Source organism: Mordavella massiliensis (assembly GCF_016901695.1).
Lineage (GTDB): Bacteria > Bacillota > Clostridia > Lachnospirales > Lachnospiraceae > Claveliimonas > Claveliimonas massiliensis_A.
On sequence record NZ_JACJKS010000013.1, the window covers coordinates 36,559 to 56,831 of the forward strand.

Here is a 20,273-nt window from a genome sequence, read left to right on the forward strand (position 1 = left end):
TCTACTTTGCTCTGTTTTCCATATCCGCCTCGTCAAAGGCATCGCGGATCGCCGCGCCCGGCGCCACCATGGGCCACACCTTCTCGTCCTTGTCGATCTGGCAGTCAATGAGGACGGGCCTGCCCAGCGTCAGCGCCTCGGCGAACGCTTTCCTGAACTCTTCCCTTGTCTGCGCCCGGTATCCCACTGCGCCCATCGCCTCCGCCAGCTTCACGAAATCCACGGCGTCATTTAAAACGGTCTGGGAGTAGCGCTGTCCGTAAAACAGATCCTGCCACTGGCGCACCATGCCGAGCACATGGTTGTTGATGACCACCTCGATGACCGGGATGTTGTTCCTGGCTGCCGTCGCGATCTCGTTCATATTCATGCGCAGGCAGCCGTCCCCCGCGATGTTGACCACGGTCTTATCCGGGCGGCCCATCTTGGCTCCGATGGCGGCGCCCAGGCCGTATCCCATGGTCCCCAATCCTCCGGAAGAGAGGAAGGTGCGGGGTTTTGTAAACTGGTAGAACTGGGCTGCCCACATCTGATGCTGCCCTACTTCCGTGACGATCAGCGCGTCGCCCTCTGTCTGGCGGCAGATCTCCTCCACCACCCAGGGGCCGGAGAGGCCCTCGGCCGGGTACGTGAGAGGATATTTCTCTTTATAGTCCCCGATCTTTTCGATCCACGGGCGGTGGTCCTGCTGCTCCAGTCTGGCGTTCAGCTTCTCAAGGATCACTTTCAGATCCCCGATCACGCCCTCGGTGATCAGCACGTTTTTATTCATCTCCGCCGCGTCCACGTCAAACTGCAGGATCTTTGCGTTTTTCGCAAATTCGTTCACATTCCCTGTCACGCGGTCGCTGAACCTGGCGCCGGCCACGATCAGCAGGTCGCACTCATCCACGCCGTAATCCGCCGTCTTTGTGCCGTGCATCCCCACCATCCCGGTATAGAGAGGATCTGTCTCCGGGAAGGCGCCGTGTCCCATGAGGGTGTCGGCTACCGGCGCGTCGACTTTTTTGACAAACTCGTACAGTTCCTCTGACGCGTCGGAGAGGATGGCGCCGCCGCCCACACAGATAAAGGGGCGCTCGGATTCGCGGATCATGGTCAGGGCCGTATTCAGATCTGTCTCGTCAATCTCGCGGGACGGCTCCACTTTCTGCGGCTCCTCCCTCGTGTACTCTGTCTTTGCCCCTGTGACATCCTTCGGGATGTCAATGAGCACCGGGCCAGGGCGGCCCTTCTTCGCGATCACAAACGCCTTGCGGATGGTGTCCGCAAGCTTTGTGACATCCTTTACAATATAGTTATGCTTTGTGATCGGCATGGTGATGCCCGCGATGTCGATCTCCTGGAAGCTGTCTTTTCCCAGCAGGGACACCCCCACATTGCAGGTGATGGCCACAATGGGGATGGAGTCCATGTAGGCTGTGGCGATCCCGGTCACCAGATTGGTCGCCCCCGGGCCGCTTGTCGCAAAGCACACGCCCACCTTGCCTGTCGCCCTGGCATACCCGTCCGCCGCGTGGGACGCCCCCTGCTCGTGGGAGGTGAGGATATGCCGGATCTCGTCGCTGTGTTTGTACAGCTCGTCATATACGTTGAGGATGGCGCCGCCCGGATAGCCGAACACGGTGTCGACGCCCTGCTCCTTTAAACATTCAACAACTATTTCTGCGCCTGTCAACTGCATGCATCATTTCCCCTTTTCTCTTCTGCTCTATTTTGTTCCCGGGATCTCCAGCACGGCGCCGCGGTTGCCGGACGTGACCATCGCCGCGTATCTTGCCAGGTATCCCGTTGTGATCTTCGGCTGCCTCGGCTGCCATTCTTCTTTTCTCTTAGCCAGCACATCCTCCGGCACGTCCAGCTCGATGGACAGGGCCGGGATGTTGATCTTGATGATGTCTCCCTCTTCCACCAGCGCGATGGGGCCGCCCACCGCCGCCTCCGGCGACACATGTCCGATGGAGGCGCCTCTGGAAGCACCGCTGAAGCGGCCGTCCGTGATCAGGGCCACGCTGGAGCCAAGCCCCATGCCTGCAATAGCGGATGTGGGGTTGAGCATCTCCGGCATGCCGGGGCCTCCCTTGGGGCCCACGTACCGGATGACGACCACGTCGCCCGCCACGATCCTGCCGCCCTTGATGGCCTCGATGGCGTCCTCCTCGCAGTCAAACACTCTGGCCGGTCCCTCGTGCACAAGCATCTCGTCCACAACGGCGGAGCGCTTCACCACGCTTCCGTCCGGGGCCAGGTTTCCTTTGAGGACCGCAAGTCCGCCAGTCTGGCTGTACGGATTATCGATGGGGCGGATGACTTCCGGATTTCTGTTGACGACTCCTGCGATGTTTTCACCTACTGTCCTGCCTGTCACTGTCATGCAGTCCGTGTGAAGGAGTCCTTTTTTATTCAGCTCGGACATGACGGCGTACACGCCGCCTGCCTCGTTCAGATCTTCTATGTACGTGGGGCCGGCCGGCGCCAGGTGGCACAGGTTCGGCGTCCGCTCGCTGATCCCGTTGGCAAAATCGATCTCAAAATCCATGCCGATCTCGTGGGCGATTGCCGGCAGATGGAGCATGCTGTTTGTGGAGCAGCCAAGCGCCATGTCGACCGTGAGGGCGTTCAGGATCGCGTCTTCCGTCATGATATCCCTTGGGCAGATATTTTTCTTCACAAGCTCCATCACCTGCATGCCGGCCTGCTTGGCAAGGCGGATGCGCTCGGAATATACAGCCGGGATCGTGCCGTTGCCGCGAAGGCCCATGCCAAGCACCTCTGTCAGGCAGTTCATGCTGTTTGCCGTGTACATGCCGGAGCAGGACCCGCAGGTGGGGCAGGTCTTGTTTTCGTACTCAAGCAGCCCCTCGTCCGAGAGAAGCCCGGCCGCGTTGGCGCCCACTGCCTCAAACATACTGGAAAGGCTGGTTTTTTTCCCCTGTACGCGCCCGGCCATCATGGGACCGCCGCTGACGAAGATCGTCGGGATGTTGATCCTGGCCGCAGCCATCAGAAGACCCGGCACATTCTTATCGCAGTTCGGCACCATCACCAGCCCGTCGAACTGATGCGCCATGGCCATGGCCTCTGTAGAGTCCGCGATCAGGTCCCTTGTCACGAGAGAGTACTTCATGCCGATGTGCCCCATGGCGATTCCGTCACAGACTGCAATCGCCGGGAACACGATGGGCGTTCCGCCTCCCATCGCCACGCCGAGCTTTACAGCCTCCACAACCTTATCAAGGTTCATGTGGCCCGGCACGATCTCATTGTAGGAGCTGACGATGCCGATCAGCGGCCGGTCCAGCTCCTCCTTCGTCAGTCCGAGAGCATTAAACAAGGAACGATGCGGGGCCTGCTGGGCTCCCTTCTTTACACTGTCACTTCTCATAATTGTCTTACCTCCATATACAATTTATACAATTACACAGGGATACATGTAAGTGGGGACGTAACACTTTTAAAAAGTGTTACGTCCGGAATGAAAAAACTGGTGTCCTTTTGTTGCAATTACATCTACAATTCAAACTATATCCGCGCCGAGATCAGGTCGCCCATCTCGCTGGTACCCACCTGCTTCTTTCCGGCGGACATGATGTCGATGGTGCGCCATCCCTCTTTCAGGACATCAGCTACTGCCTTCTCGATGGCGTCAGCCTCGGCGTCCAGATCAAAGCTGAACCGGAGCATCATAGCGGCGGACAGGATCGTGGCGATGGGGTTTGCAATGCCTTTGCCTGCAATATCCGGAGCAGAACCGCCGCTTGGCTCATAGAGGCCGAACTTTGTCTCATTCAGGCTTGCGCTGGCCAGCATCCCGATGGAGCCGGTCACCATGCTGGCCTCATCCGAAAGGATGTCGCCGAACATGTTCTCTGTCAGGATGACATCGAACTGCTTCGGGTCTTTCACAAGCTGCATGGCGCAGTTGTCTACGAGCATGTTTTCCACTGTCACGTCCGGGTAATCCTTCGCTACTTCCTCCACGACACTTCTCCAGAGCCTGGAAGAATCAAGCACATTCGCCTTGTCTACGCTGGTCACTTTTCTGCGGCGCTTCATGGCGATATCAAAGGCCCGTTTTGCGATCCGCCGGATCTCGTTTTCATTATAGGTAAGGGAGTCATAAGCTGTGCGCACCCCGCCTTCCTCTACGGTCTTCCTCTCTCCGAAATACAGGCCGCCTGTCAGTTCCCGCATGATCATCATGTCAAATCCGCCCTCTGTGATCTCCTCCTTCAGCGGGCAGGCTCCTTTCAGTTCCTCATAGAGAACAGCCGGGCGCAGGTTTGCAAACAGGTTCAGCGCCTTGCGGATCTTCAAAAGCCCCGCTTCCGGCCTCTTGTCCGGCTCCAGCTTATACCACGGCGAAGTCTTCGCATCCCCGCCGATGGATCCCATAAGGACAGCGTCGCACGCCTTTGCCCTGGCGATCGTATCCTCTGTCAGCGGCACGCCGTGTACATCGATGGAAGCGCCTCCCAGCAGCAGCTGCTCATACTGTATGGTATGTCCGTACACCGCTGCGGTCTTATCCAGGACTTTCATGGCCTCTGTAACGATCTCCGGCCCGATCCCGTCCCCTTTGATTACTCCGATCTTCAAGTTCATATGCCTCTTCCTTCCTAACTTTTACAACAGATTACGCTATTTCATAATCATATCGCATTTTGATGCGTGTTTCAACCCTTTAGCGCGAAAAAATAGAGCGTCCTCTGTTTTCTGCGCTCTGTTTACAGAAATAAAAAGGGCATTACCCCTCTCAGGATAATACCCTTTGAATCACTCTCTTACTTTCTGGTCTTCTTTAAGATCACCGCGATCACGATCACAGCTGCTGCCGCAACTGCAAGCAGGATCCAGGTGACCGGCGAGGCCGTATCCCCCGTCCTGGGAGCTGCCTTTGCCTGGCCGTTTACGGTATCCTGGCCATTGGCACCCTTCTGGCCGTCGGCAGAACTCTGTCCAGCCGGATTGCCCTGACCGCCCGGATTGCCTTTCTGGTCATCTTCTGTACCAGATCCTGTTCCGGTCCCGGCATTTCCGGCATTTCCGGCATCGCCTGCCGGCTCTCCGGCGCCGTCTCCGCTGTTGTCATCGGATGCCGGCGGATTCTGCGTTCCGGGCGTCTCTACGGCTGCCTGACCGGAATTCCCCGGCTGTACCGGAATGGAGTTATCCGGCTGCTCCGGAATGGAGTTATCCGGCTGCTCCGGAATGGAATTGTCCGGCTGCTCCGGCGTCTCGGCCGGCCCGTTGTCCGGTGTCTCCGCATCCGGATCATTGCCGTCCGCAGACTCCGTATTCAGCACGATCGTAAATGGTGAAAAGCTCTCCACCTCCACAGTCACTGCGCCGTTTTCCACAACACACTCATAGCGCACCGGGCAGAGGCCGTCCTCTTTCTCCAGATAATGGAAAACAAGCACTTCCTGCCCGTTGTACTGAGGATCTACAGGGAATGTAACCTGCACCATTGTGCCGGCCTTGATCTCCCCGTTTTCCAGTGAAAGTTCATACACGCCGAGAACCGGCTTCCCTTCGGCTGCTTTTGTCAGCGTTTCATATGTATCAGTCTCTTCGCTGACTGCCTCCGTCTTAAAGGATGTGCCTGCTGTAAACGTTCCATTCGCCGTGATCTGGGAAGACTCGCTTGTCAGCTCGGCATCTTCATATACCGTCTCTGCGCCCGTGTCATCCGTACCGGAATCTGTTCCGTCTCCGGCCGGTTCCTCCGGCAGCGGCTCATCGGAAGGCGTCTCCGGTTCCTCCGGCACTTCCGGCTCCCTCTGGGCTACCGTGACGACTGCCTGTGCCGTCTTTGTGCCATCCGCCACAGACGTTGCTGTTACTGTAAGCTGCGCCGCGGTCTCATCCTCTCCGACTGTCAGCCTGCCGTTCTCATCGATGGCAGTCTGGCTGCCGGCCGCCCCGTCCACACTCCAGGATACGGACTGGGAGGGCTCCCCCGTTCCCTGGACGCTGACGCCGAACGTCGCTGCCTCGCCGGGATACATTGTGATCTCCGTGGGCGTGATCAGAACGGCTGTCACCGTGACTTTCTCTTTTACCTGCACCGGCTGGGACGCCGTCTTTGTCACGTCCCCGCTCGTATAGCTGATCTCAACTGCCGTCACATCCACTGTGAGCGGCTCCGTGCGGTAGCCGACCTGTCCTGTCACATCCGTGACTGTACCGTCGCTCCAGGACGCCTGGACCGACATGCCGGCCGGGTCAAACACTTCCCCTTCCGTGTATGCAGTCTTCGCCGGCTGCGCCGTGATGGAAATGCCTGTAAGCGCCGCCGGTTCCGGCTCTGGCTCCGGTTCCGGCGCAGGCGCCGGCTCCGATGCCGTTCCCTGGTTCACGACACGGACATAGTCTGCAGAAATATAGGCATACATGCTGTCAAAACTGTAGGCCCCCTGTCCGCGTACGATCCCTGTCCTTGCATCGTTCAGGACCCCGTCGCTCTGGATCAGGTAAAACCCGTTTTCCGGGCCCGCGTTCTTCACAAGGACTGCGTAATTCGACGCGTTCCCTGTGGAGTACAGGATGGACGTGGTCGTGCTGCTTCCGGCCCGCACATTCACTGTCGTATGGCTGGAAGCAAGGGTGTCCTTGATCCCGATCGTATAGCGCCCATAGTCCTGGCTGCCCTGATTCTTATCCAGGGCATAGGCCACGTTGGCCGCCTTCTCACCCCAGTAGGGGTCTGAAGCGTACATCACGTTGATCCCGCTTGCCTTGTTGCCGAGGAAGCCGCCGTAGTACCGGGAGTCGTTCGGATTGAGGTATCCCCTCGACATCCAGGCATTGGCGAAATCGCTGATGCAGACTTCCGGGCTTGCAAATGTGTTTGCGCTTGTACCGGGAGATTCATCCACCGCATTCAGTCCGAACAGGTTGTTCTTATTCATCGCGATCGAGCTTGTTCCCCAGGCGCTCTCATTGGCCGCCACGCCCGTCATCAGGAGGGCGTTCACACCATATGTATTCTGGGCGTTCACAAAAGCGCCCCCTCTGCCCCGCATCAGCGAGCTTGCAGTCGTCTTGCCGGCAAGCAGCGCATTCAGCGTATCCGCGCTGTAGGAGGTCGTGCTCCTGAGCGGCAGATACTGGTAATAGTTGTAGTACGGATTGTCCGGATTTACAGAATTAACCCGCGTGTTGTTCTGGTAATCCGCGATCATCACGCTGTAATCCGTGTAGAAGTAATGCCCGTCATAGCTGTAGTATTTGGTGCCTGCGCTCAGATAGGACGGCGCCGGTCCGTTGTCCAGCCTTGTATTGTACCCGGGCGTCTTCATATTGCAGACGATCCCGTGAAGGAGCCTTCCCCCCTCCACTTCGTAGCCGCTGATCACCGCGGCCCTGTCCACATCGATGACTTCTACCTGCGACTCATCCACCCATCCGACGACGCCGGACATCATGAACTTCACCCGGTCGCCGCTGGATCCGAGATACGCCGCGTCCGCGCCGTAGCTGCCGCTGGTATAGCCGGATATGCCGGTACCGTCCTCCGTGTAGTAGATGACTCCGCTTCTTCCTGTGTTAAAGTTTACCACTTTCGGCGAGCCAGTCAGCGCTCTGGCAAATGTGGAAAACAAAGAGATGCCGCTCTCTTCCCCGGCTTCCTCTTCCATGCTTCCGTCTGTCGGCTCCACCTCCGTGATCGTTCCGTTTTCATCCATAGCCGTGACAGTCTCTGTCCGGTACGGATTCTCATCCTGTAGCTGCGGATACGATTCCCCTCCCTGTGTATCCTCAGCCCTGCCCTCCATCGCCGGCATGCCCGCAAGCGCCATGCACATGAAGAGCAGCAGTATCAGTAGTTTGCTTTTTCTCATTTGAAAATGATTTCCTCCTTCCCCTTAATTAATTATTTATAAAATTAGAAACTGATACAGATTAAACATAACACAAAATGTCAGGTCGTGCAACATCCTGTCAGCCTAAAGTTGCAATAAAAAACAGAACCGGATCTCTCCGGCTCTGTCTGCTCTTCACATAGGGAGTTCCCTACTCGGCGTTCGCCTTCTCCACCTGGGCGATGGCGGCCTTCTGCATGGGAATGCGGCAGTTCTTGTTGCTTCCGAACTCCACGATCACATCATCGTCTGTGATGTCGATGATCACACCGTAGAAACCGCTTGTGGTGAGAACGGTATCTCCCACCTCCATGTCCGCGATCATGGCCGCGATCCTCTTCTGCTCCTTCTTCTGCGGGCGCATGAGGATGAACCAGAAACCAATGATGATCACGGCATATATAAGGATCAATCCGATCGGGCTGTTTAAGAAACTGCCTGCTGCCAAACTGTACATAAATCATTCCTCCTAAATCTCTCTTTTTGACACTATTGTAATGATACACAATAATTGTCTTTTCATCAAGAGTTTTTTTATTTTCCTGCCGGCGCGTCGGCGCCGCCCTGCATGCCCTCCAGCGTCCTCTTCTTGTACGCCTGGAACTCTCCCGCCTCGATCGCCTGCCGGATCTCCTCCATGAGGTGATTGTAGAAGTAGAGGTTGTGCAGTACGCACAGGCGCATGCCGAGCATCTCCTTCGCTTTCAGGAGATGGCGGATGTAGGCTCTGGAATACCTGCGGCAGGCCGGGCACTGGCACCCCTCCTCAATGGGGCGGTCGTCCAGCTCATACTTTGCGTTGAACAGGTTCCGCTTCCCCTGCTTTGTGTACACATGGCCATGCCGACCGTTCCTGCTGGGATACACGCAGTCGAAGAAATCCACGCCCCGGTCCACTGCCTCCAGTATATTGGCCGGCGTGCCGACGCCCATGAGATAGATCGGCTTTTCCTGCGGCAGATGCGGCACGACCGCGTCCAGGATCCGGTACATCTCCTCATGGGTCTCGCCGACCGCCAGTCCGCCCACCGCATAGCCGTCCAGATCCAGCGCCGCGATCTCCTGCGCGTGCCGGATGCGGATATCCTCACAGATGCCCCCCTGGTTGATCCCGAAGAGGAGCTGCTGCCTGTTGATCGTGTCCGGCAGGCCGTTCAGCCGGTCCATCTCCGCCTTGCAGCGGGCCAGCCACCGCGTCGTCCGGGCCACGGACTTCTCGATGTAGTCCCTGTCCGCCACACTGGACGGGCACTCGTCAAAAGCCATGGCAATAGTGGAGCCCAGGTTGGACTGGATCCGCATGCTCTCCTCCGGCCCCATGAAGATCTTCTTCCCGTCAATGTGGGAGTGGAAATACACGCCCTCCTCCCGGATCCTGCGGAGCCCCGCCAGGGAAAACACCTGGAACCCGCCGGAGTCCGTAAGGATCGGCCTGTCCCAGGACATGAATCTGTGCAGGCCTCCCAGATCGCGGATCACCTGGTCGCCGGGCCGCACGTGGAGATGATAGGTGTTGGAAAGCTCCACCTGCGTGCCGATCCGCTCCAGATCCTCCGTGGACACGGCTCCCTTGATGGCGGCAGCCGTCCCCACATTCATGAAAACAGGAGTTTCTATAACCCCGTGTACAGTATGGAGCCGCCCTCTTCTGGCGGCTCCGTCCTTTCTGATCAGTTCATACATATCTGTCTTTATCCCTTATCCGTTCTAATAATGACATACGACCGGCGTCCCGGCATCAATATTATTATATACGTTCCCTGCAACTGACACAGGCAGGTTCACGCAGCCGTGGGAACCGTTCCCGTTATAGATGGTCCCGCCGAAGCTTGACCGCCAGTTTGCGTCGTGCAGCCCGATCCCGCCGTTAAACGGCATCCAGTAGGTGACCGGAGACTCCCATTCGTATGTTCCGTCCGGCTTCTTTGGCCCGCGGAGCGTGGTGTTCATCTGTTTGTACGCAAGCGGATAGACGCCCTGGGGCGTGCCGTTTCCGTGGGTCGGATCCCCTGTCACGCAGGGCGTCTGCACCACGCACTGCCCGTTCACATACACCCACACCTGCTGGTTGGTCAGGTCGATCTCCACATAGCTGCTGCCGAAATCATTCCCCTCGTGGGAGGCAGCCCGTCTGGCGTACTGGGGTTCCCGCGCGACCGTCTCCGCATTCTGGATGTTGGCTGTGAGGGCATTGTACTCCGCCTCCTGGTCGATCTGCCAGCCGTAGGATCCGCCGGACACCTCCACCGTATTTCCAAGGCTTGTCACAATGGTCCTCGTCTTGCCGTACGTATCATACTTGTTCGCCAGTTCCTGGATATAGCCGCGGACCGCATCCTGGTTGAAGGTCACATTCATGCTGTCGTCCACGGTCACCCACTGGGAAATGACGGACGCGTCCACCACTTCCGTGTAGGGATTGAAGTCGTACGTAATGTTCGCGCCCAGGTAGCTGTTCATCGCATCCCGCGCCGCAGCCACTTCCGGCGACTCTGCGGTAAATGCCGGCTTCAGATAGCAATCCTCAGCTTCCATGTCCAGCACAGGCCGGAACCCGCTGACCGCCGTGTGGACAGCCTTCCTGAACGTCTCCGTGTCGATCTGGGTGCCAACAACCTCTTCCTGGATCACAAATTCTGTATTTTCAAAGACAGGCTTTGCCGACTGGGAGGGGACCTGCGCCTCCGGCTTCATGCAGGTAAGCCCTTCGATCACCTCGTCCAGCTTCGCCTCATCATACTCTACTCCTACGGACGCCTCGATGTCCGGGCGGTCCCAGAAAACACGGATCCAGAAAAACGGATTCTGTGCTTTCAAAAGCTTCTCCAGCTCGTCGCCTCTGACATAGGCAAGGTCAATGTCTGAACCGACGATCGACTCGGTTCCGCCGTCGATCTCCTGCAGCGTCAGTTCATACCCTCTCACCTGCTCTTCCATGAATTGCTCTACCTCGCCGACTGTCCTGGCAGAAAAATCTGTTCCGTTGATCTTTGTATATGGCAGGAAATGCTTTGTAAAAAACAGCGCTGTACCCACATAGGCCAGGGCAAGCACACCGAGGATGACAAGGATGATGATCAGGGCCTTCCTGCGGCCTTTCTTCTTCGCCCCGCCTTCTTCGCCGTCGTCCGGCTCATCGCCGTCCATATACGCTTCTTCATCCTCTCCGTCGTAGACGTCCTCTTCCGTATCGTCAAGCCGGAGGACATCCCCGTGCTTATCCGGCATCTCCATGCGCCCGTCCGGATCTTCCAGTTCTGGTTCTTCCGCCTCATCCGGAACCTGCAGTTCCTCCGTCATCTCACGCATCGCCTCCTCCAGGATTGCCTCCTGGGAACGCCCGGTTTCTTCCGTGCTTTTATCCATATCACTCATAGAAATATGCTCCCTGTTACTGAAACTCATACCTGTATTTATACTTTTACCCACAACATTATAGTGTTCCCCCCGGTGCTTGTCAACAAGGCTCCCTTTGTTGAAAAGAAATCGTAATATCTCTTAACAGGATGTAACATTTGTCAGATCCGGAAGCAGCCTCCCCCGATGAATTCCCGCAGAAGGGAGTTGGCCGGCACGAGGGAACTCTCGATCCCCACAAAATAGTCCAGGAATTTCAGCAGCCTCTTGGCCTCCAGGTATTCCCTGCAGTCTCTCTCGATCCCGAACAGGAGCGGCTCCACATACTGCTTCAGCACCGCCAGCTCGTAGATCAGGGCGGAGTTGAACATCACGTCCGCCTCCTCCTGGTAGGGGAAAATGTTTTCCTCCTCCCCCTGCCGCACGGAGGGCCACATGGCGATCGTCCGCCTGGCCGACGCCCCCCGCGTCCTGGCGTCCCGCACCAGCCGGCGGATCAGGCGTCCGTCCGTGGTGGGGATCCGGTTGTGCTCGTCGATGTTGAGCTGCGTCAGGGCGCTGATGTAGATCCGGAACTTGTTTTCGTCCGGCAGGGCAGGCGTCATCCTTGGGTTCAGGCAGTGGATCCCCTCGATGACAAGCACGTCCTCCGGCCCCAGCCTGGTCGGCTCCCCGGCGTATTCCTTATGCCCCGTCTTGAAGTTAAAGGTGGGCAGGACGACCTCCTCCCCCGCCAGGAGCCGGTTCATCTGGTCGTTAAACAGCGCCGTGTCCACGGCCTCCAGACATTCAAAATTATAATTGCCGTGCTCATCCTTCGGCGTATCCTCCCGCTCCACAAAGAAATTGTCCACGGAGATGGGATGGGGCACCATGCCGGCCGCCCGCAGCTGGATGGAGAGCCGGTGGGAAAAAGTCGTCTTTCCGGAAGACGAAGGCCCCGCGATCAGGACGAATTTCGTCTCCTTCTGTCCGGCGATCCGCTCCGCGATCTGGGCGATCTTCTTCTCCTGCAGCGCCTCCTGCACCAGCACCACATCCCGCATGTCCCCGCTCTTTGTGATCCTGTCGTTGAGGGCGCCCACTGTCTCGATCCCCTGCATATCCCCCCAGGCTGTGGACTCTTTCATAACGTGAAAGAGCTTGCTCTGGGGCCGGAAGGGGGCCAGGGCGCGCGGCGCGCTCTGGTCCGGCATCTGGATGACGAACCCGTCGTCGTAGGGATACAGGGCAAAATACCGCAGGTACCCGGCGGAGGGGACCATATAGCCATAGTAGTAGTCCTCGAACTCGTTCATACTGTAAATGTTTACCTTGGAGACACGGCGGTACTCGAACAGGCGCTCCTTGTCGTGCATGCCGTGCTTCCGAAAGAGAGCCACCGCGTCGTCCGTATGTATGGTCCGCTTGCAGATGGGCATATCCTCCGCCACCATGGCGCGCATCCGCTCCTCCACCTGGGACAGGAACGCCTGGTCCACCGGGAAATCCGCGTCCACCGTGCAGTAATACCCGTCTCCCAGGGAATAGTGGATCCGGACTTTGCGGATGCCGGTGTGGTCCGCTGCATCGTAGACCGCCTTTACCAGCATGAGGCACATACTCCTCTTGTACGTCTTGTGGCCGATGTCGTCCCCCGTCGTCTCAAAGGCAAGCGCGCTGTCCTTCTCCAGCGTCTTGTGGAGTTCCTGCAGCTTGCCGTCCGCAAATACAAGCACGATGTCGTTGTCATGATATTTCTGAAAATCAGCCGCGATCACGCGGTAGGATGTACCCGCCGGATACTCCCGCATCTCGCCGTCCGCCTCCACGCGGCACCACTTCTGCTCCATAGCGTCCTCCTCTACACGATCCGGAAGGGATGCCGGACGGGCGCCGCACAGACCTCCACGTCCGGCAGCCTCTCCTCCAGGTACTCCTTCACATCTTCGATAAAAATATGCTCAATCCCGTAATGGCCTGCGTCGATCACAGCCAGATGCTGCGCCACCGCATCGATCCCGGTGTGGTGGTCGATATCCCCGGTGATGAGCACATCCGCCCCCTGCTCCAGGGCGGCCTTCACCATGCTTTTCCCGGAGCCGGGAGAGATGGCGACACGCCTGACCGGCTCTTCGCCATCCCCGAACACTTTGACATGTTCCAGATGGAACCGGTCTTTGACCAGGCTGCAGATCCTGTCAAGCGGCACAGCCTCCTTCAGGTCCGCCACCCTGCCGATCCCCTCAGGGGGCTCTCCTCCTGCGCCTTCCCTCGTCACTTCCAGGGCTTCCCCGCCGGAAAGCCCCAGGATCCTGGCGGAAAGCTCCGCCATGCCCGCCACATCGTAGTTGGTGTGCATGGCATAGCAGGAAATGTCATGCCGGATCAGCTTTAAGATCCGGGCGCCGGTAAAGTCCCTGTTGGTAATCCTCTTCAGGCCGGAAAAGAGAAGGGGATGATGGGTGACCAGCATGTCGGCGCCCAGCCTGACCGCCGCGTCCACCGCGTCGTCATCCGCGTCCAGCGCAATGTAGATGCGTTTTACCTCCCTGTCATCCCTCCCCACAAGAAGTCCGACGTTGTCCCAGTCCAGGGCATAGCCGCAGGGGTATGCCCTCTCCAGTATCTCCATGATCTCTCTGCAAAGCATCTGTTTTCACTCCTCTCCTTCCAGACGTGCCAGGGCTTCCCGGACCCTGCGCAGCTCCTCCCCGATCTCCCGGACTCTGCCGGCCGCCGTCTCTGTGCCGGCCTGCGCAAGGGCGTCCAGGATCTCTTTCCGGATCCTCTCCTCCCGCAGCAGGTACGCCCGCAGCACAGGATGGCGTGCTTCCAGGAGTTTTCTCCCGTACAGAAGCTCCGTCTCTTCATAGGGCCGGGGCTCCTGCCCGTGCACCGCCCGCATCATGGGATAGTATTTCCCGTCCTCCTCCACCATGTCCTCCCGGTCGATCAGGAACCCGTGCGTCTCCAGCCAGGCGCGCACCTGGCGGATCCCGGACTGGGGCTGGAGCACGAATTCCCGCACCGAAGCTGTGACTTCCGGGTGCGCTTCCAGGATGCGGATCACCAGCGGCCCGCCCATGCCGGCTGCTATGATGGTATGCACCTCCCCGGGCTTTAATGCAGAGAGCCCGTCCGACAGGCGCAGCTCAATGCGCTCCCCGAGGCCTTCCTCCCGGATGTGCGCGGCAGCCCGCGAGAGGGGGCCCGGATTCACGTCCATGGCAAGGAGTTTTGTCTGCCTGTCCCTCCCTGCCAGGTAAATAGGTATGTAGCCGTGGTCTGTCCCGATATCCGCGACAGAGGCGCCCTCTGTCACAAGACCTGCAACCGCAGACAGTCTCTTTGATAGTTCCATAGGCGCCTCTTTCTTAATCCAGATAATCTCTCAGTTTTCTGCTGCGGCTCGGGTGGCGCAGCTTGCGGAGCGCCTTCGCCTCGATCTGGCGGATACGCTCCCTCGTCACATCAAACTCCTTGCCCACTTCCTCCAGGGTGCGCGCCCGGCCGTCGTTCATGCCGAACCGCAGGCGGAGCACCTTCTGCTCCCTGTCTGTCAGGGTGTCCAGCACCTCGTCCAACTGCTCCTTCAGAAGGGTGGCTGCCGCCGCCTCCGCGGGTACGGGGACATTGTCGTCCTGGATAAAGTCTCCCAGGTGGCTGTCCTCCTCCTCGCCGATGGGCGTCTCCAGGGACACCGGCTCCTGGGAGATCTTCAGGATCTCACGCACCCGCTCCACAGGCATGTCCAGCTCCTCAGCGATCTCCTCCGGGGTAGGCTCGCGCCCCAGCTCCTGCAAAAGCTGCCGGGACACGCGGATCAGCTTGTTGATCGTCTCCACCATGTGCACCGGGATGCGGATCGTCCTTGCCTGGTCCGCGATCGCGCGGGTGATGGCCTGGCGGATCCACCAGGTGGCGTAGGTGCTGAATTTGAATCCCTTCTCGTAATCAAATTTCTCCACTGCCTTGATGAGACCCAGATTCCCTTCCTGGATCAGATCCAGGAAGAGCATGCCTCTTCCCACATACCGCTTGGCGATGCTGACCACGAGACGCAGGTTGGCCTCCGCAAGGCGCTTCTTGGCATCCTCGTCCCCATCGGCCATCCGCTTGGCCAGCTCCACTTCCTCGTCCGCCGACAGAAGCGGCACCTTGCCGATCTCCTTTAAGTACATGCGCACCGGATCCTCGATGCTGATGCCGTCCGGAACAGACAGGTCGATCTTCTCCATGTCCACCTCGTCCTCATCCGACAAGAGCAGATCCATGTCGTCCGGCCCCTCGTCCTCCGCGTCCATGCGCAGAACGTCTATGTTGTTGGCCTCCAGGTACTCAAACACCTTCTCCATCTGGTCGGAACTCAGTTCCATGTCGGAGAAGAAGTCGTTGATCTCCTGGATCTCCAGCACATTCTTCTTCTTTTTGGCAAGGGTCTTCAGGTCATTCAGTTTCTCTGCGAATTTTACCATGTTCTCGTCCATGCAGTGTCCATCCTCTCATTGCTTGTGTATATTTTATCCTTAATTAATGGAAATATGCAGTTTGTCAGGGGCCTGCAGCGCCCGCTTCTCCTCCATCAGCTTCTGGAGCCCGGCGATGTCCGTGGGGGCCAGATGCCTGGCCTTCTCCTCGAGGCTGTACTCCTTCACCCGGATGATCGTCTCCCGCAGCGCCTTCTCCTGCTCCTTTGCCGTGGAGAGCTCACGGATCTTCGTGTTGAAGAGGGCTGCCACCTGCCGGTGCTCCTCCTCATCCGTGAACTGGTTCATGATCCGCGCCGGGTTTACATCGCCGCTGTCATACTGGGCGAAAAGCTGCTCCGCCACCGCGCGCAGCAGATCCTCTGTGAAGTCAGAAGGGGAGATATACTGTCTGATCTGCCGGAAGATGTCCTCTCCCTCCAGCATCCAGGTCAGCAGGATCTTCTGGGACTTCAGGTGCCCGTCCTCCTTCTCCCTCTCCCGGTCCGCCGAGGTCCTCGGGCGGCTGGCAGGTCTGGCAAGTCCTCCCTCCACCGCCATGCGGGTCACCAGTTTCTTCAGATCCTGGCTGCTGACGGCGTAGGTCCGCGCCACGGCGTCTATGTAGTTGTTCCGCTCGATCTCTTCATCGAAGGTGAGAAGACGTCTGGCCGCTTCTTTCAGAAAGGCCGTCTTCCCCTCCGGGCTTCCCATGTCGTAGTCCCGCTCCAGCATCTCAATGCCGAACAGGAAGCTGTTCCTGGCCTCCCGGATCCGCTCCTCAAAGGCCTCCGCCCCCAGGTTCTTGATGAACTCGTCCGGGTCCTTGTAGGGATCCATCCGGATCACCCGGGCTGTGATGCCCGCCTCCCTAAGGATCGGCGCGGCCCGCAGGGCTGCCTTTGTGCCCGCCTCGTCGCTGTCGTATGTCAGGTACACTTCCTGCACATACCGCTTGATGAGGGAGGCATGCCCGGGGGTGAGCGCAGTGCCCAGAGACGCCACGGCATTCGTAAAGCCCGCCTGGTGCAGGGAGATCACATCCATATATCCCTCGCAGAGCAGGAAGTAGGGCTTCCGGGATGAGCGCGCCCGGTGCAGGCCGTACAGGTTCCGGCTCTTGTCAAAGACCGGCGTCTCCGGCGAGTTGAGATACTTTGGCTTCCCGTCTCCCATGACCCTGCCGCCGAAGCCGATGACCCTGCTGTTGGCGTCCATGATGGGAAACATGACCCGGTTCCAGAACTTGTCGTAGGGGCCGTGCTTCTCATCGATGGAGATCAGTCCCGCCTGGGCGAGAAGTTCATCCGTGTATCCCTTTGTCTTCAGATAGCGGTACAGGTCGTCGCTGTACTTGTTGGCGTAGCCCAGGCCGAAGGCAAGGATCGTATCCTCCCCCAGCTGTCTCCCGCGCAGATAGTCCCAGGCCGTCTTCCCCTGCGGGGAGCGCAGCTGGGCGTAGAAGTATTTGGCCGCCAGTTTGTTGACCTCCAGAATGCTTGTCCGAAGGTCCGCCCTCCGCTTCGCTTCTGCGGAGTACTCCTCCTGGGGCAGCTGCACGCCGGCCCGGTCCGCCAGGAACTTAAGCGCCTCCACAAAGGAGAAGTTCTCGTATTCCATGAGAAATGTAAATACATTCCCGCCGGCCCCGCATCCGAAACAGTAGTACATCTGCTTGTCCCTGCTCACGGAAAAGGAGGGGGATTTCTCATTGTGGAACGGGCAGAGCCCGAAGTACGAGCTCCCCTTCTTCTGCAGCTTCACATAGCTGCCGATCACGTCCACGATATCGTTTCTCGATCTGACCTCTTCGATCACTTCATCCGGGTAATACATCCGCTGTCGCCATCCTCTTTTTTACTGAACCAGAACACGCAGGAAACCCGCCTCCGGCAGATTTTCTGCGTGCCCTGAAAAATGCCTGCATTAATTATATTCGACAAAACTTCCTGATTTCCTTTAATTTTTCCAGGATTCCGGAATAAAATATTCCTGGAACTTCTTGACAGCGTAGGAATCCGTCATGCCCGCTATGTAATCGCACACCACCCGCTCCTTCGTCGCCTTCCCCTCCCTGGTCATGTCCAGGTACTGGCGGGGGATCTGATCCATGTGGTCCAGATAGTAGGCGTAGAGGTTCTGGATCATGCCGATGGCCTTTGTCTCCTCGCCCTTGGCCACCGGGTTCTGGTACACGTTTTCAAAAAGGAACCGCCGCAGGCCCATGGTGGCCTCCCGGACGCGTTCCGACATGATGATCCGCGGCTGATCCATGCTGTGGGTCACCACGTCATGGATCATGGTGTTCAGGCGCATGCGGGTCGTGTGCCCCAGCACATCCGTGTACGCCCGCGGCAGGTCCGCCTCGGTCAGGATCCCGCCCCGGATGGCGTCGTCGATATCATGGTTGATGTAGGCGATCTTGTCGGAGAGCTGTACGATCTGCCCCTCCAGCGTGTGGGGCGTCCCGCTCGACTGGTGGTTCCGGATCCCGTCCACCACCTCCCAGGTGAGGTTCAGCCCCCTTCCCTGTTTCTCCAGGATCTCCACCACCCGCACACTCTGCTCGTTGTGGCGGAACCCCTCCGGGCATACCTGGGCGAGAGCCCTCTCCCCGGCGTGGCCGAAGGGCGTATGTCCCAGGTCATGACCGAGGGCGATGGCTTCCACCAGGTCCTCGTTGAGCCGCAGGGCCTTGGCGATGGTCCGGGCGTTCTGGGACACCTCCAGGGTGTGGGTCAGCCTGGTGCGGTAGTGGTCTCCCTTCGGGAGAAGGAATACCTGCGTCTTCTGCTTCAGCCGCCGGAAGGACTTGCAGTGGAGGATCCGGTCTCTGTCCCGCTGAAAGACAGGGCGGATATCACACTGGGGCTCCGGCCTCACCCTCCCTCTTGACTGGCTGCTCAGGGAGGCGAAGGGGCTTAAGATGGCCTCCTCCCTCGCCTCCAGCTCTTCACGTATGTTCATCATCATGCCTTCTTTCCATCGGCCCGGATCCGCTCCTCAATGGCGTCCACCACGGTCCGGAGCACCTTCAGCCTCGCATAGTATTTGTCGTTGCCCTCCACCACGATCCAGGGCGCATTGACGGTGGACGTGCGGATCAGCATCTCGTTGACGGCGGTCTCATACTGGTCCCACTTCTCCCGGTTCCTCCAGTCCTCATCCGTGATCTTCCACTGTTTTTCCGGGTTCTCCTGCCTCTCCCGGAACCGCCTCTCCTGCTCGTCTTTATCGATCTGCATCCAGAATTTCAGGACAATGACGCCCTCCCTCGTGAGGGTCCTCTCCATGTCGTTGATCTCCCGGTACGCCCGCCTCCACTCGTTCGCCGTGCAGAAGCCCTCGATCCGCTCCACCATGACGCGGCCGTACCAGGTCCGGTCAAAGATGGTGACGTGTCCCGCCTTGGGCATATCCCTCCAGAACCGCCACAGATAATGGTACTGCCGTTCTACTGCATTGGGGGATGCGGTGGGATGGACCACATAGCCCCGCGGGTCCATCTTCGCCGTCAGCCGCTTGATGGCGCCGCCCTTGCCGCCGGCGTCCCAGCCCTCGAAGCCAAGCACCACCGGGATCCTGCGCCGGTAGATCTCCCCGTGGAGTTCCTGGATCCGTTTCTGCAGCTTCTTCAGCTCCTCCTCGTACTCGTCCCGCGGGCAGGCCAGTGTGAGATCCGCCTTCCCAAGGATGGATTCCATCAGCTCCCTGGTGCCTGCAAGGCCCGCGTCGGGAGCCGCTTCCTTCTGCTCCGGCACATCCTGCTCCGCCTTCCGGATCTGTCTTTCCAGCATCTCCTCCACGATCGAGTAGATCTTCACGGTGGCAAACCGCCTGTCCGTCGCCTCCACGATGTGCCAGGGAGCAGCTTCCGTGTCTGTGCGGGCCAGCATCTCCTCGTTCATCTCCCGGTACGCATCGAACTCCTTGTTTCTGCGGATGTCATCCTCACTCACCCGCCAGGCCGTCTCCTTCGAGGAAAGGAGCTTCTCAAACCGCTTTTTCTGTTCCTTTTTGTCAATCGCCAGGAAGAGCTTGATGATGACCATCCCGTCCTCCGTGAGCTGGTCTTCAAAGGAGAGGATGGACTCGTATGCATCCGCCAGTTCCGACTTCTTTACTTTCCCGTCAAAGCGGTCGATGAGAACCCGCCTGTACCAGCTCGTGTCGTAGATGGCGATGCGCCCTTTCTCCGGCAGCTTGGTCCAGAACCGCCAGAGGAAGGGATGCATGCGCTCCTCCTCCGTCTCGCTCTTGACGGCATACACCCGGAAGCCCCTCGGGTCCAGCGCCTGGATCAGCTTCCCGATCTGCAGCCCCTTGCCTGATGCCCCGAATCCCTCAAAGGCGATCATCACCGGGATGTCCAGCTCTTTGCACCTTCTCTGCAGCTTGCCCAGGCTGGCCTCCAGCCGGTCCATCTTGGCCCTGTATTCCTCTTTATCCATCTTCCTGGTCAGATCCAGTTTTTCCAACATACTTGTTTCCTCCCTCCTGTTTTCAGAATATTTTTCCTATATTATATACCATTTTTCGCATATTGCACATAATATTATGCAAAAAACCGCCGCATGCCAGAAAAAACTGACATCACGGC

The 20,273-nt window shown here is 58.6% G+C and carries 14 protein-coding genes; all 14 read right to left on the reverse strand.

Annotation, left to right across the window (positions count from 1 at the left end; genetic code table 11):
* Position 1: 1 nt before the first annotated feature.
* A complete protein-coding gene (gene ilvB / locus H6A20_RS09520) occupies positions 2-1,684 on the reverse strand; it encodes a biosynthetic-type acetolactate synthase large subunit (RefSeq protein ID WP_204906891.1) in 1,683 nt (560 codons plus the stop codon).
* A 27-nt stretch (positions 1,685-1,711) separates the two neighbouring features.
* Positions 1,712-3,385 carry a dihydroxy-acid dehydratase gene (ilvD, locus tag H6A20_RS09525; RefSeq protein ID WP_204906892.1) on the reverse strand — a complete coding sequence of 558 codons (1,674 nt, stop codon included), beginning with the start codon at positions 3,383-3,385 and terminating at the stop codon, positions 1,712-1,714.
* Between the two features lie 137 nt (positions 3,386-3,522).
* Positions 3,523-4,605, reverse strand: a complete 1,083-nt coding sequence (gene leuB / locus H6A20_RS09530; protein WP_204906893.1) for a 3-isopropylmalate dehydrogenase — start codon at positions 4,603-4,605, stop codon at positions 3,523-3,525.
* Positions 4,606-4,784: 179 nt separating this feature from the next.
* Positions 4,785-7,847 (reverse strand): glucosaminidase domain-containing protein, encoded by a 3,063-nt coding sequence (locus H6A20_RS09535; protein ID WP_204906894.1) that lies wholly within the window; start codon positions 7,845-7,847, stop codon positions 4,785-4,787.
* Positions 7,848-8,019: 172 nt separating this feature from the next.
* Positions 8,020-8,325: a preprotein translocase subunit YajC gene (gene yajC / locus H6A20_RS09540; RefSeq protein WP_204906895.1), complete on the reverse strand. Its 306-nt coding sequence runs from the start codon at positions 8,323-8,325 to the stop codon at positions 8,020-8,022.
* A 77-nt stretch (positions 8,326-8,402) separates the two neighbouring features.
* On the reverse strand, positions 8,403-9,551 hold the full coding sequence (tgt, locus tag H6A20_RS09545) for a tRNA guanosine(34) transglycosylase Tgt (RefSeq protein ID WP_204906896.1): 1,149 nt from the start codon (positions 9,549-9,551) through the stop codon (positions 8,403-8,405).
* A gap of 24 nt (positions 9,552-9,575) precedes the next feature.
* On the reverse strand, positions 9,576-11,243 hold the full coding sequence (locus tag H6A20_RS09550) for a L,D-transpeptidase family protein (RefSeq protein ID WP_204906897.1): 1,668 nt from the start codon (positions 11,241-11,243) through the stop codon (positions 9,576-9,578).
* Positions 11,244-11,386: 143 nt separating this feature from the next.
* Complete coding sequence (locus H6A20_RS09555; protein WP_204906898.1) at positions 11,387-13,057, reverse strand: nucleoside kinase; 1,671 nt, start codon at positions 13,055-13,057, stop codon at positions 11,387-11,389.
* Positions 13,058-13,068: 11 nt separating this feature from the next.
* Complete coding sequence (locus H6A20_RS09560) at positions 13,069-13,857, reverse strand: Nif3-like dinuclear metal center hexameric protein (RefSeq protein WP_204906899.1); 789 nt, start codon at positions 13,855-13,857, stop codon at positions 13,069-13,071.
* A 6-nt stretch (positions 13,858-13,863) separates the two neighbouring features.
* On the reverse strand, positions 13,864-14,568 hold the full coding sequence (locus H6A20_RS09565; protein ID WP_204906900.1) for a tRNA (adenine(22)-N(1))-methyltransferase: 705 nt from the start codon (positions 14,566-14,568) through the stop codon (positions 13,864-13,866).
* A 13-nt stretch (positions 14,569-14,581) separates the two neighbouring features.
* Positions 14,582-15,694: an RNA polymerase sigma factor RpoD gene (gene rpoD, locus H6A20_RS09570; protein ID WP_204906901.1), complete on the reverse strand. Its 1,113-nt coding sequence runs from the start codon at positions 15,692-15,694 to the stop codon at positions 14,582-14,584.
* 39 nt (positions 15,695-15,733) lie between these two features.
* Positions 15,734-17,509, reverse strand: coding sequence for a DNA primase (dnaG, locus tag H6A20_RS09575; RefSeq protein ID WP_204906902.1), 1,776 nt, complete (start codon positions 17,507-17,509; stop codon positions 15,734-15,736).
* Positions 17,510-17,632: 123 nt separating this feature from the next.
* Positions 17,633-18,640 (reverse strand): deoxyguanosinetriphosphate triphosphohydrolase, encoded by a 1,008-nt coding sequence (locus H6A20_RS09580; RefSeq protein ID WP_204906903.1) that lies wholly within the window; start codon positions 18,638-18,640, stop codon positions 17,633-17,635.
* A gap of 2 nt (positions 18,641-18,642) precedes the next feature.
* Positions 18,643-20,154, reverse strand: coding sequence for a polyphosphate:AMP phosphotransferase (pap, locus tag H6A20_RS09585; protein ID WP_204906904.1), 1,512 nt, complete (start codon positions 20,152-20,154; stop codon positions 18,643-18,645).
* Positions 20,155-20,273: the final 119 nt, after the last annotated feature.

Excerpts from the sequence above, each read along its gene's own strand:
- leuB (WP_204906893.1), bottom strand. The coding sequence starts at position 4,605 with ATGAACTTGAAGATCGGAGTAATCAAAGGGGACGGGATCGGGCCGGAG.
- rpoD (WP_204906901.1), bottom strand. The coding sequence starts at position 15,694 with ATGGACGAGAACATGGTAAAATTCGCAGAGAAACTGAATGACCTGAAG.
- H6A20_RS09535 (WP_204906894.1), bottom strand. The coding sequence starts at position 7,847 with ATGAGAAAAAGCAAACTACTGATACTGCTGCTCTTCATGTGCATGGCG.
- ilvD (WP_204906892.1), bottom strand. The coding sequence starts at position 3,385 with ATGAGAAGTGACAGTGTAAAGAAGGGAGCCCAGCAGGCCCCGCATCGT.
- dnaG (WP_204906902.1), bottom strand. The coding sequence starts at position 17,509 with ATGTATTACCCGGATGAAGTGATCGAAGAGGTCAGATCGAGAAACGAT.
- H6A20_RS09565 (WP_204906900.1), bottom strand. The coding sequence starts at position 14,568 with ATGGAACTATCAAAGAGACTGTCTGCGGTTGCAGGTCTTGTGACAGAG.
- pap (WP_204906904.1), bottom strand. The coding sequence starts at position 20,154 with ATGTTGGAAAAACTGGATCTGACCAGGAAGATGGATAAAGAGGAATAC.
- yajC (WP_204906895.1), bottom strand. The coding sequence starts at position 8,325 with ATGTACAGTTTGGCAGCAGGCAGTTTCTTAAACAGCCCGATCGGATTG.
- tgt (WP_204906896.1), bottom strand. The coding sequence starts at position 9,551 with ATGTATGAACTGATCAGAAAGGACGGAGCCGCCAGAAGAGGGCGGCTC.
- ilvB (WP_204906891.1), bottom strand. The coding sequence starts at position 1,684 with ATGCAGTTGACAGGCGCAGAAATAGTTGTTGAATGTTTAAAGGAGCAG.
- H6A20_RS09560 (WP_204906899.1), bottom strand. The coding sequence starts at position 13,857 with ATGCTTTGCAGAGAGATCATGGAGATACTGGAGAGGGCATACCCCTGC.
- H6A20_RS09555 (WP_204906898.1), bottom strand. The coding sequence starts at position 13,057 with ATGGAGCAGAAGTGGTGCCGCGTGGAGGCGGACGGCGAGATGCGGGAG.
- H6A20_RS09550 (WP_204906897.1), bottom strand. The coding sequence starts at position 11,243 with ATGAGTGATATGGATAAAAGCACGGAAGAAACCGGGCGTTCCCAGGAG.
- H6A20_RS09580 (WP_204906903.1), bottom strand. The coding sequence starts at position 18,640 with ATGAACATACGTGAAGAGCTGGAGGCGAGGGAGGAGGCCATCTTAAGC.